The organism is Chitinophaga pinensis DSM 2588 (genome assembly GCF_000024005.1).
GTDB classification, from domain to species: Bacteria; Bacteroidota; Bacteroidia; order Chitinophagales; family Chitinophagaceae; genus Chitinophaga; species Chitinophaga pinensis.
Genome location: NC_013132.1, coordinates 7,700,735 through 7,712,651, shown reverse-complemented (window position 1 = coordinate 7,712,651; position 11,917 = coordinate 7,700,735). Strand labels below are relative to the sequence as shown.

Here is an 11,917-nt window from a genome sequence, read left to right as displayed (position 1 = left end):
TAATTGCAGGTAAAATGATTAATCGCAGCAACCAGGTGCGCAACACGTCGCCGCTGGTTTTTCTGCATATACAGTAATGCTGTAGATGCCTGTATTACTGTTCCTGAACTGATCTATTTCGCTGGAAGAGAGATAAGCAGATAATATATCGTCCGGTATAAAAATGGCCTTTTCTTTTTGTATCGTTATATTGGTGAACTGATTACTACTGATCAGATGCAAATATGCCTCTTTCTGTATAGCTCCTGATACGCAACCTGCATACATTTCAGCCGCCTGCTGGATGCTAGTGGGTAAGACGCCTTCCAGTACAATGTCCGAGATACTGAAATGTCCCCCTGGTTTTAATACACGGAAGATCTCTTTGAATACATTTTCTTTATCAGGCACCAGGTTAAGCACACAATTGCTGACCACCACATCTGCTATATCGGCCGTTACAGGCATCTTCTCGATATCACCCTGTCTGAACTCAACGTTATTATATCCCCGTGTCGCTGCATTAATCCTTGCCCGCTCAATCATGGCAGGGGTGAAGTCGATACCGATTACCTTCCCGCTTTCTCCCGTTTCATGCCGTGCGATAAAACAGTCATTCCCGGCGCCACTACCCAGGTCAATGACCGTATCCCCGGTTTTTATACGTGCGAACTGTGTAGGTAAACCACAACCCAGACCGAGGTCTGCCTCTGCATGATAGCCCTCAAGAGCGGTGTAATCATCGCTCATGATGTTGTACACCTCACTGGAACAAGCACTGGCGCCACAGCAGGATGCCTGATTACCTGTTTTATCCTGTAAGGCAATCTCACCATACTTCTGCCTGACCAGGTCTTTCTTTTCCTGTTCTGTAGACATGATAATTAGTTTATTGTATTATTGCAATATTGCGATGAATTAAGGCAAAAAAAATCAACAGCATTTCGCACCTTCCAGGGTAACATCCCCGAAGAAACTATTAAACAATGCTTTATACTCCTTCCATACCACCGGATTGATACAATAACAAACACTCGCGCCCTCTATATTCCCCTGTATAATACCCGCCAGCTTCAGCTCCTTCAAATGCTGGGAAGTCGTAGCCTGGGCTAATCCCAATTCCTCCACCAGATCTCCACAAACACAGGAGTTCTTCTTTACAAGATATTGTAAGATGGCTATGCGGGCCGGATGTGCCAGCGCCTTTGCCATATTGGCTATCTCATTCTGCTCTTTTGTGAATAAAGTTGTTTTTGTTGCTCCCATAAATCTATCGCAATATTACGATGATTATTTAAAATGCCAAATCTTTCCGGAAAATAATTTTGAAAAATTCAGACTCCCTGGACCACCTACAAATCTCCAACCTGGATTAGCCGGCATTTTCCAACTCCATCTACTTTTGCTCTTTAATCAATAGCAAACCATGAAAGAAACCATCATCAATAACCTTCATACCGTTCACAACCGCATCGCACACGCCTGTGAAAAATCCGGCAGGAATCCGGCAGATGTCCGGCTTTTATTGGCTACCAAAACAGTTTTTCCTGAATACATCCGCATCGCTATCGAAGCTGGTGAACGGCTGATCGGAGAGAATAAAGTACAGGAGTTCCGTGATAAACACGAAGCCCTTTCTGATCTTTCTGTTGAAAGACACTTTATTGGTCACCTGCAACATAACAAGGTAAAAGATGTCCTGAAATACGTTTCCTGTGTCCAGTCCCTCGACAGGCTATCTATCGCACAGGAACTGGACAAACGACTGCAACAGGAGGGGAGAAATCTCGACGTTTTTATCCAGGTAAATACTTCTTATGAAGAAAGTAAATTCGGTTTGCAGCCTGCTGACGTAGCCGGTTTTATCCGAGAGTTGAAATCACTGGATACACTACAGGTTAAAGGCTTGATGACCATCGGTCTCCTTGATGTAGACAGAGAAAAAATGCGCCCGTCACTCACCTTGCTCCGGCAGACCAGGGAACAGCTTATCGCAGCTGGTATTGAAAATAGTGATCAGTTCAAATTATCAATGGGTATGTCCCAGGATCTCGATATGGCGATAGCGGAAGGCGCTGATATCGTTCGTGTAGGTACTGCCATCTTTGGAAATCGCGTGATTGGAAAAGAGATCTGGAATGAAAGTGAAGCAGAAAAGTAAACAGCCGGAGCAACTCCGGCCGTCGTAAGGAGAACTATTGTTGATTTGTATAGCCACTTGTTAAGGCATCCAGGAAAGTGAACAGTTGTTTGTTCATCGCGGTAAAGTCATATGCACGTAAGGTCTCCGCATCCTGTACGAAGAGATGCCGGCCTTTATTCAACAACTCCTCTCCGGCATGTTTGATCAGCAATTCTATCAGCGCGGTGTTAAACTCCATATGACATTGTAAGCCATACACCAGCTCCGTATAGGCTATTATCTGTCGCGGACAACCATCACTATAGGCCAGCACTTTGCTTTCGGGTGTCAGCCCCGGCATATCATTATGCCAGTGTCCTACTTCACAACCCACCGGGATATGTGCAGATTTGCTATCGTGCTTACCGGCTGCTGTCAGCTGAATGGGAAATACGCCGATTTCTTTCTGCGGACTTTGCTCAACGGCAGCGCCTAATGCTTGTCCGATCAACTGTGCTCCCAGGCAAACTCCCACCACTGCTTTACCTGCATTGATACAATTCCTGATCAGTGTCATCTCCGCTTCCGCATCAAAATAAGGACATTCTAATGTTGTCGTGCCCGGACTTTGCGGTCCTCCCATCACTACCAGCAGATCAATCCTGTCTATGGTATCAGGTAAGGTCTCCCCGGCATAAACACTGGAATAGCCGATGGAGTGTCCCCTGTTTTTTGCCCAGTCGATAAATGCCCCCGGTCCTTCAAATACTTCGTGAATCACAAAGTGTATGTGCATGTTGTTGATATTTCTGATAAGTGATTGTACAAAACTAATAAGCTGTCAATTGGCGATACTGGTGCAGATCGTACAAAAAGAACTGGTCCAGCCGGTTTATCCATACTTTGTTATCTCCCTAAAACTACCGAGATTGCCCATACAATAGCACCGCATGATCCGTCACGCTAATACAGATATCGCCAGTTACCAGTTCAAGGAAGGATTGCCCGTGGAGTTCGAACTGATCTCCCTGGGAGATCTTTATCAGAATAATAAAATAGTCCTGACTGCGCCGCATCGTGCCGCTTTCTATCATATCCTCTGGTTTAAGAAAGGTGGTTTCGATCATATGGTGGACTTCGAACCGGTACCTGTTGAAGATAATATGCTGCTCTTCCTTAATAAAGACATCGTCCACTTTTACGATAATGATGCAGACGTAAAAGGTAAAGGCATTCTCTTTACTGATGCATTCTTTGGCTCTACCGAAGCAGACGTCCGCCTCCTGAAAGAATCTATCCTCTTTAATGATCTCTTTGGCGTATCAGCCATCAGACTACCCGCCGGGTCTTCTGTCTTTAGCGCCATGTTTGCGCTGATGGAAACAGAGGTACAGAAAGCTGCCGATCCCTACCAGGGAAAGATCCTCAAAAACCTCCTGCACAACTTCCTCTTACACGCAGAAAGGGAAAGACGTACACAGGACTTCAAAGAGATCAAAAAAGGTCCCGATCTGGATTATATCCTGTTATTCCGTGATCTGCTGGAAACACATTACCGTGTACACAAACAGGTCAGCTTTTATGCAGGAGAGTTGAGCGTAACAGAAAAACGCCTGAACCAGGCCACTTCCCGGATACTAGGAAAAACATCCAAACAGATGATCGATGACCGTATCCTCCTGGAAGCAAAAAGACTGCTGGTACACTCTACCGATACGATCAAGGAAATCGCGTATCAGTTGGGATTTCTTGAGCCTACGAACTTCATCAAGTATTTCCGCAAACATAGTCAGCATACCCCTGTAGAGTTCAGAGAGAAGCTGACCGGCTCATAAGAAAAGCTGCCTCTGCTGTGTGCCGACAGGTCGGAAAAGTATCATCGAAAGGCTTAAATTTACCTTTCCCCAATGCTGTAGTATCAGGATCTTTGTATCACAAAAATCGTAGAAATGGCAAATATCATATTAATCGGAGCCAGTGGATTTGTAGGCTCAGCTATATTGAACGAGGCCCTCTCAAGAGGCCATCAGGTGAAAGCAGTTGTGCGTCACCCCGAAAAAGTAACAGTGAAGCATGATAAACTGGAGGTAGTAGCCGCTGATGTACAGGATGCTGCCGCACTGACTGATATTATCAAAGGTGCAGATGCAGTGATCAGCTCTTATAATCCGGGCTGGACAAATCCTGATATTTACAACGATACTTTGAATGGTTACAAATCCATCATCGGAGCCGTAAAGAATGCTGGTGTACAGCGTCTGCTGGTAGTAGGCGGCGCAGGTTCCCTCTTCGTGAAACCGGGTGTAACCGTTATGGATACAGGCGTATTGCCGGAAGCAATCATGCCTGGTGTAAAAGGTCTTGCGGAAGTGTATCACAACCAGTTAAAATCAGAAACTTCCCTGGATTGGGCGTTCTTCTCTCCGGCAGGTAATATCGCTCCTGGTCAGCGTACCGCTAATTACAGATTAGGCAAAGATGATCTGATCGTAGATGCAAAAGGAGAAAGTAATATTTCAGTGGAGGATTATGCAGTAGCTATGATCAATGAACTGGAAACACCAGCACATCATAAGACCCGTTTTACCATCGGATACTAGTCAATTCAATTAGGAATTAAGAATTAGGAATTAGGAATTATACACAAGCGCGTTTCAATTATAGAAACGCGCTTTTAGTTTTGGAGGAAGCTAATTGTTCTTAATTCCTAATTCTTAATTCCTAATTCTTAATTCTTTCCAGTTCATTCCCGATTTTTTCCACTTCACTCACTTCTCCTCTTACCGCTCCCCCTATCCCTCCGACCTTCGCCCCGGCAACCTGAAAAAACCTGCCTTAATCAAGAACATGAGTAACAATAGAATGCCGGCGCTACTGGCCTCTTTCGTGACATGGATCGTCCTGAATGCCTGTCAGTCCGGTAAAGCAAATGAAGGGGCAGCTCAATCAATGCCCGTTCCTGAATTGCCGGTGTTGACACTCGATACCACTACAGCACTTACCTCGCGCGAATACGCTGCTAACCTGGAAGGAAAGGAAAACGTGGACGTACGCACACAGGTGGAGGGATATCTGGAAAAAGTATTCGTAGAAGAAGGCAGTTTCGTGACGGCAGGTCAGCCACTGTTTAAGATCAATGACAGGCCCTATCAGGCGCAGCTGGAAAGAGATCAGGCTTCGCTGCGCGCAATGCAGTCGGCAGAATCAAATGCGGCGCTGGAAGTAGATAAAATGAAACCGCTGGCAGATAATAAAGTGGTATCCGATATACAGCTGAAGACAGCCCAGACAAACCTGCAGACCGCCAGTGCCAATGTTGCACAGGCCAAAGCTGCTGTCGCAGCTGCACAGGTGAATGTGGGTTTTACGCTCATTAAAGCGCCTGTAAGCGGTTATATAGGCAGGATCCCTAAACGGGTAGGAAACCTGGTAAATAGTTCAGATGCAGCTCCGCTGACCACCCTTTCAGATATCAGCAGGATCTATGCTTATTTCTCTATGAGTGAAAATGACTTTATCCGTTTTAGTAAAGGCGCTGCCGGTTCTACTTTGCAACAACAGCTGCAACGTATGCGTCCGGTGACACTTGTATTGTCTAATGGGGATGATTTCTCAGAGAAAGGTCGTATTGAAATGGTAGACGGACAGTTTAACAGAACGACCGCCGCTATCAGTCTCCGTGCTACCTTCCCTAATCCTGCCAGCGTACTGAGGTCCGGTAATACCGGTAAGGTGCGCATAGAGCAACTTAATGCCGGTGTTGTACTGGTACCACAATCCGCTACCATGGAAATGCAGGATAAACTGTTCGTATACCAGCTTACCGACAGCAATACAGTGAAAAGACAACCCATTGTTACCGCCGGTAGCAGCAAGGATCATTTCATCGTAGTAGACGGTGTGAAAACAGGAGACAGGATCATAACTGCAGGCATGGAAACCATCACCGAAGGTGCTGTGATCAAACCTGCCGCAAAGAAATAACAAGCCATAAGCCTCATCATCTATGCTTAATAAAATCATTCAACGACCCGTACTGGCTACAGTATTGTCGGTCATCCTCGTAATATTAGGATTGGTGGGACTAAGCCGTTTGCCGGTAACACAGTTCCCCGATATCGCTCCGCCCAGTGTAGTAGTCACTGCTACATTTCCTGGTGGTAACGCCGCTACCGTACTACGTTCCGTAGTAACGCCCATTGAAGAAGCGGTAAACGGTGTGGAAAACATGACGTATATACAGTCCACCGCCAGCAATGACGGTACGGCCACTATCTCCGTATTCTTCAAACTGGGTACCGATCCCGATCAGGCGGCAGTAAACGTACAGAACCGTGTAGCACAGGTGACCAGCCAGCTGCCGGCAGAAGTTGTGCAGGCAGGTGTTGCTACTACAAAGCAACAGAACGGTATGATCATGGTACTGGATCTGTTTAGCGAAAATAAGGCGACTTATAACGAGACCTTCCTGCAGAACTATACAAAGATCAACGTAGTACCCGAACTGAAACGTATTCCCGGGGTAGGACAGGTACAGATCTTCGGCGCCAAAGACTATTCCATGCGTATCTGGCTGGATCCCGCGCAGTTGTCTGCACATAACGTCACCTCCACTGAAGTACTCAACGCTATACAGGATCAGAGCCTGGAAGCTGCACCGGGTAAGTTCGGTGAAGGCAGCCATGAGCCCTTATCATACGTGATCAACTATACTGGTAAGTTCAATAAACAGGAACAGTTTGAAAACATCGTTGTACGCGCAGGAACTGACGGATCTGTGCTTTACCTGAAAGACCTGGCCCGTATCGAATTAGGTGCTGCCAACTATACAACCGATAATAAACTGAATGGTAAGGATGCTGTCACCATGGCCGTATTCCAGACAAACGGATCCAATGCCAATGCGATTCAGCTGGCTGTGGAAGCGGTAATGAAGAAAGCTGCTGCCAGCTTCCCTAAAGGCATTAAGTACCATGTGACCATGAGTACCAAAGAACAGCTGGACGTCTCTATCGAACAGGTAAAGCATACCCTGATAGAGGCATTTATCCTGGTATTCGTGATCGTGTTCATCTTTTTACAGGATTTCCGTTCCACACTGATACCAGCCATTGCGGTGCCCGTATCACTGGTGGGAACGTTTTTCTTTTTGCAGATGTTGGGCTTCTCCATCAATATGTTGACCCTCTTCGCACTTGTACTGGCTATCGGTATAGTGGTGGATGATGCGATCGTTGTCGTGGAAGCAGTACATGGTAAAATGGAACGCTCACACCTGAGTGCCCGTGCAGCTACCGTTTCTGCCCTGAGTGAAATCTCCGGTGCGATCGTGTCTATTACACTTGTGATGACAGCGGTATTCCTGCCCGTAGGTTTTATGGAAGGTCCGACAGGGGTGTTCTATCGCCAGTTCGCTTTTACACTGGCTATTGCCATCCTGATCTCTGCCTTCAACGCATTGACGCTGAGTCCTGCCTTATGTGCACTCATTCTGAAGAATAACCATGCGAATGGTCACGAAAAGAAAGGTTTTGGGAAACGCTTCTTTGCCGCCTTCAATACCGGCTTCAATGCGGTGACCAATAAATATACCCGTGGTGTAAAATCACTGGTCCGCTTTAAATGGATCGGATTGACAGCACTTGCCGTTATCACCGGTGTATCCGTATGGCTGATGAATACGACGCCGAAAGGGTTTATTCCCAATGAAGACGCCAGCTTTGTGGCAATGTCCCTTTCTCTGCCTGCAGGTGCAGGTCTGGACCGTACCACGGATGTACTCAAACGTGCAGATAGTCTGTTTCGTACTATTCCGGCAGTGGAATCCGCCACGACCATCTCCGGTTTCAACCTGTTAAGTAACAGTTCCGGTCCTGCTTATGCCCTGGGCTTTATGAAGCTGAAACCTATCCAGGAACGTGGACAGATCCAGGATATCAATATGCTGGTAGGGGTTATTAATGAGAAACTGGCCAGTATCAAGGAAGGTACTTTCAACATCTTCACTTTCCCGACAGTACCGGGCTTCGGTACCTTCAATGGTCTGGAACTGATGTTGCAGGACCGTACCGGCGGATCGATAGATAAATTCAGTGAAACTGCGAATAAGTTCATCGGGGAAATGATGCAGCAACCGGAGATCGCCGTTGCATTTACCATGTTCCGTTCCGATTTTCCGCAATACCAGCTGGAGGTAGATGCGGTGAAAGCAAAACAGCTGGGAGTAAGTATCAGTGACCTGCTGAGTAACCTGCAGACCAATTACGGTAGCCGTCAGGCGTCTGATTTTAATCTCTTCGGAAAATACTACCGTGTGATGGTACAGGCTAGTCCGGAGACCCGTAGTGCTCCGGAAAGCCTGGAAGGCATGTATGTGAAGAATGACCAGGGAGCAATGGTACCGGTGAATAGTATCATCAAACTGAAAAGAGTATATGGACCGGAAACCATGAACCGTTACAACCTGTATAACTCCATTTCTGTGAATGCGATTCCTAAGCCAGGTTACAGTACTGGTGATGCGATCAATGCGGTAGAGAAACTGGCAGCGAGTAAACTGCCTGCCGGTTATAGCTTCGAATGGACGGGTCTGAGCCGGGAAGAGAAACTCTCGGGTAACCAGATGGTGATCATCTTCGCACTGGCCCTCGTCTTTGTATACTTCCTGCTGGCAGCCCAGTATGAAAGTTATATCCTTCCGCTGGCTGTACTGTTGTCGATTCCGACAGGTATCCTCGGTGTATTCCTTGCAATACGGGCAGTGGGTATTGATAACAATATCTATGTACAGGTGGGATTGGTCATGCTGATTGGTCTCCTGGCAAAGAATGCGATCCTGATCGTAGAATTTGCCGTACAACGCAGAAAGGGGGGTAAGACCCTGGTAGCTGCCGCAATAGAAGCAGCGAAACTGCGATTAAGACCTATCATCATGACTTCCCTGGCATTTGTGGCTGGTCTGTTGCCGCTGATGACAGTAAAAGGGCCTTCCGCAGAAGGAAACCATTCCATCAGTATCAGTACCGCAGGAGGTATGCTGACCGGCGTTATACTGGGTGTTTTTATCATTCCGGTACTCTTCGTGGTATTCCAGTATCTGCAGGAAAAGGTATCCCGTAAACCGCCTGTGGATCAGTCAGCAGACCACGTAAAGTTATTGCACCATACTCAAATGCAACACTAATCGTCAACAATGAACAAGTACTTATATATCATAGGTTTTGCAGGTATTGCTGTTATAGCATCCTGTAAAGTAGGGAAGGAGTTCGCCAGACCATCCGTGGATATGCCTGCGCAGTTCCGCGGAGAGGCATCCGCAGATACCAATAACATTGCCGTATTGCCTGTATCGTCTTTCATCAAAGACGCCGCGTTGCTGAGATTGATCGATAGTGCTGTGGCAAAGAATTTCGACGTACAGGTAGCACTGAAGAATATTGAATCGGCCGGTGCGTCTCTTAAATCTGCCCGATCAGGCAGATTACCGGACCTGAACCTTAGTGTACAGGGGACCCGTAACTGGCCCTCTAAAAACAGCCTGAATGGCTCTCTGTCAGAACAGTTCATCGGTACCCGCTATATGGATGACTATAATGCTGGTCTGAACCTGAGCTGGGAGGTAGTAGCCTGGGGAAAGATCAGCCGTTTGAAAGAAGCTGCGCTGGCTACCTACCTGCAATCCACGGAAGCCTCCAAAGCGGTAAGAACAAGAGTGATCAGTGATGTGGCGCAGGCATATTATAATCTGCTGATGCTGGATACACAGAAGGAGGTGGCTTACAGAAACATGCAACTGACCGATAGTACCCTGCGTATTGTACGTCTGCAATACAGTTCGGGTATGGCGACCAATCTCGCCGTTGAGCAGATCGAAGCCCAGCTCCGTGTATCCCTGGCACTTATTCCGCAGATAGAACAGCAGATTGCTATACAGGAAAATGCATTGAAAACGCTGACAGGCGAAATGCCCGGCGGTATAGTCAGGAACCGACTGCAGGACCTTACAGCTGATACAACGCTTGCCGCAGGTGTTCCTGCCAGTCTGCTGTCCCGCAGACCCGATGTACGTGCAGCCGAAATGGCGGTAAAAGTCGCCAATGCACGTGCAGGCGTAGCAGAAGCAGCGATGTATCCGGCCCTCAATATTACTGCCGGGGTAGGAGTGAATTCATTTAAGATCGATAACTGGTTAAATATTCCGGGCAGCCTTTTTGAAACAGTAGGCGGCAGCATCACACAACCTGTATTCAGACGCAGGCAATTAAGAACAGAATGGGAAACAGCTAAAATCGATTGGGAAAAGAGCGTGATTGAGTTTAGGCGCTCTGTAACAACGGCTGTACAGGAAGTAAGTGATGCGCTGGCAAAAATGGACAAGCTGAAAGAGCAGTACATTTTTACACAGCAACGTGTGGATCGATTGGAAATTGCTACGCACGACGCCAGCCTGCTGTTTCAAAACGGTATGGCCAATTATCTTGAAGTGATCACCGCCCAGAGTAATGCCCTGCAAAGTGAACTGGACCTGGCAGCTGTCAAACGCGATCAGCTCAATGCCACCGTCGACCTCTACCGCGCACTGGGTGGTGGCTGGAAATAAAAGGCTTGTGCCGAAAATGGCTATCTTCATTTAGAATTAAGAGTTAAAAATTAAGAATTAAGGTATTCGGAAAAGCACCAATCTTCATTTTTAATTTTTAATTCTTAATTCTACATAAATGGCAGACAAGGATAAATTCTTCAACAAATACTACCGGGCATTCGTCATCCCTTTGGGGTTCCTCCTATACGTGTTTGTATCATACATCATTAATCCGTTCAGCAGATACTGGGAATATGTTTCACGCCTCTCTGGCGGCAGACAACTGGTCGAACTCTTTATCGCACTCATTATCTCCTGGATGATCGCAGAAATCAGTCTCGCTACTGCCCGCTGGATGGATAAATGGATGCCATGGGAGCGACAACCGCTGAAACGCAGTATTACCCAGACCATCGTAGTACTAGTGGCTGTGTTTATTGCACTGAATGTGTTAGACTACATATCCATGCTTTTATTCCCGCCCCCACCTGAAGTACAAGAGCTTTTTAGTAAGGTCGATACCTGGCAGTTTTTCGTCGTGTGTAGTCTTGTCTCCATCTTAATCAGCGCCGTGCATACAGGGAACTATTTTTTGAAACGCTGGAAAAACTCCATGCTGGAAGCCGCACAGTTACAACTGGATGCCGCTCAGCTAAAGGAGACCGCTATGCAGGCCCAGTTACAATCACTTAAACTACAACTTGATCCGCATTTCCTTTTTAATAACTTCAGTACGCTCTCCGCATTGATAGAAGAAGATCCTGCTTTGGCTACCTCCTTCCTGGAAAAACTTTCCAGGGTCTATCGCTATATGATCGCAAACCTGAACAGCGATGTGATCAGTCTTAATCAGGAATTGAATTTCATTGCCGCTTATATCTTCCTGATCGATATCCGGCATGGCAGTAACGTTAATATCAGCGTAAATGTCTCCGACGCCAATAAAGACAAAGGTATTCCGCCTATTACCTTACAACTGCTGATCGAAAATGCGATCAAACATAATATTGCCTCCGCACAGCAACCACTATATATCACTATCTACGATGAAGGAGATGACCTGATCGTTAAAAACAATATTCAACTGATACAGCATACACTGCCATCCACAGGACTCGGACTGGAAAACATCCGGAAACGTTATGCATTGCTCTTTGAAAGGGAAGTAGCGGTCAATGATACACAATCTGCATTCCAGGTACGCCTGCCTTTGGTTGATTTCTAAAAAAAGCTTA

Annotated in this window: 10 protein-coding genes; 7 read left to right on the top strand and 3 right to left on the bottom strand. The window is 46.6% G+C overall.

The genetic code is table 11. The annotated features are described in order from the left end of the window. Nucleotides 1-18 precede the first annotated feature (18 nt). Together CPIN_RS30230 and CPIN_RS30225 are read right to left on the bottom strand one after the other, a co-directional pair. Nucleotides 19-858: an arsenite methyltransferase gene (locus CPIN_RS30230; protein WP_012793686.1), complete on the bottom strand. Its 840-nt coding sequence runs from the start codon at nucleotides 856-858 to the stop codon at nucleotides 19-21. A 54-nt stretch (nucleotides 859-912) separates the two neighbouring features. Further along, nucleotides 913-1,245, bottom strand: coding sequence for an ArsR/SmtB family transcription factor (locus CPIN_RS30225; RefSeq protein WP_012793685.1), 333 nt, complete (start codon nucleotides 1,243-1,245; stop codon nucleotides 913-915). Between the two features lie 160 nt (nucleotides 1,246-1,405). Here CPIN_RS30225 and CPIN_RS30220 point away from each other — a divergent pair, with 160 nt between their 5' ends. Next, nucleotides 1,406-2,140 carry a YggS family pyridoxal phosphate-dependent enzyme gene (locus tag CPIN_RS30220; protein ID WP_012793684.1) on the top strand — a complete coding sequence of 245 codons (735 nt, stop codon included), beginning with the start codon at nucleotides 1,406-1,408 and terminating at the stop codon, nucleotides 2,138-2,140. 34 nt (nucleotides 2,141-2,174) lie between these two features. Here the strand turns inward: CPIN_RS30220 and CPIN_RS30215 are convergent, their stop codons facing one another. Beyond that, nucleotides 2,175-2,897, bottom strand: a complete 723-nt coding sequence (locus tag CPIN_RS30215) for a type 1 glutamine amidotransferase (protein WP_012793683.1) — start codon at nucleotides 2,895-2,897, stop codon at nucleotides 2,175-2,177. A gap of 154 nt (nucleotides 2,898-3,051) precedes the next feature. Here CPIN_RS30215 and CPIN_RS30210 point away from each other — a divergent pair, with 154 nt between their 5' ends. From CPIN_RS30210 to CPIN_RS30185, 6 genes are all read left to right on the top strand, one after another. Beyond that, complete coding sequence (locus CPIN_RS30210) at nucleotides 3,052-3,936, top strand: helix-turn-helix domain-containing protein (protein ID WP_012793682.1); 885 nt, start codon at nucleotides 3,052-3,054, stop codon at nucleotides 3,934-3,936. Between the two features lie 114 nt (nucleotides 3,937-4,050). Further along, nucleotides 4,051-4,701 carry an NAD(P)-dependent oxidoreductase gene (locus CPIN_RS30205; protein ID WP_012793681.1) on the top strand — a complete coding sequence of 217 codons (651 nt, stop codon included), beginning with the start codon at nucleotides 4,051-4,053 and terminating at the stop codon, nucleotides 4,699-4,701. A gap of 247 nt (nucleotides 4,702-4,948) precedes the next feature. After that, on the top strand, nucleotides 4,949-6,085 hold the full coding sequence (locus tag CPIN_RS30200; protein WP_012793680.1) for an efflux RND transporter periplasmic adaptor subunit: 1,137 nt from the start codon (nucleotides 4,949-4,951) through the stop codon (nucleotides 6,083-6,085). A 22-nt stretch (nucleotides 6,086-6,107) separates the two neighbouring features. Next, nucleotides 6,108-9,284 carry an efflux RND transporter permease subunit gene (locus CPIN_RS30195; RefSeq protein ID WP_012793679.1) on the top strand — a complete coding sequence of 1,059 codons (3,177 nt, stop codon included), beginning with the start codon at nucleotides 6,108-6,110 and terminating at the stop codon, nucleotides 9,282-9,284. A gap of 9 nt (nucleotides 9,285-9,293) precedes the next feature. Next, nucleotides 9,294-10,700: an efflux transporter outer membrane subunit gene (locus tag CPIN_RS30190; RefSeq protein WP_012793678.1), complete on the top strand. Its 1,407-nt coding sequence runs from the start codon at nucleotides 9,294-9,296 to the stop codon at nucleotides 10,698-10,700. Between the two features lie 118 nt (nucleotides 10,701-10,818). After that, complete coding sequence (locus tag CPIN_RS30185; RefSeq protein WP_012793677.1) at nucleotides 10,819-11,907, top strand: sensor histidine kinase; 1,089 nt, start codon at nucleotides 10,819-10,821, stop codon at nucleotides 11,905-11,907. The last annotated feature ends 10 nt before the right edge of the window (nucleotides 11,908-11,917 follow it).

Bases quoted from the DNA above. Each gene is read 5' to 3' on its own strand.
- CPIN_RS30230 (WP_012793686.1), bottom strand. From the start codon at position 858: ATGTCTACAGAACAGGAAAAGAAAGACCTGGTCAGGCAGAAGTATGGT.
- CPIN_RS30225 (WP_012793685.1), bottom strand. From the start codon at position 1,245: ATGGGAGCAACAAAAACAACTTTATTCACAAAAGAGCAGAATGAGATA.
- CPIN_RS30220 (WP_012793684.1), top strand. From the start codon at position 1,406: ATGAAAGAAACCATCATCAATAACCTTCATACCGTTCACAACCGCATC.
- CPIN_RS30215 (WP_012793683.1), bottom strand. From the start codon at position 2,897: ATGCACATACACTTTGTGATTCACGAAGTATTTGAAGGACCGGGGGCA.
- CPIN_RS30210 (WP_012793682.1), top strand. From the start codon at position 3,052: ATGATCCGTCACGCTAATACAGATATCGCCAGTTACCAGTTCAAGGAA.
- CPIN_RS30205 (WP_012793681.1), top strand. From the start codon at position 4,051: ATGGCAAATATCATATTAATCGGAGCCAGTGGATTTGTAGGCTCAGCT.
- CPIN_RS30200 (WP_012793680.1), top strand. From the start codon at position 4,949: ATGAGTAACAATAGAATGCCGGCGCTACTGGCCTCTTTCGTGACATGG.
- CPIN_RS30195 (WP_012793679.1), top strand. From the start codon at position 6,108: ATGCTTAATAAAATCATTCAACGACCCGTACTGGCTACAGTATTGTCG.
- CPIN_RS30190 (WP_012793678.1), top strand. From the start codon at position 9,294: ATGAACAAGTACTTATATATCATAGGTTTTGCAGGTATTGCTGTTATA.
- CPIN_RS30185 (WP_012793677.1), top strand. From the start codon at position 10,819: ATGGCAGACAAGGATAAATTCTTCAACAAATACTACCGGGCATTCGTC.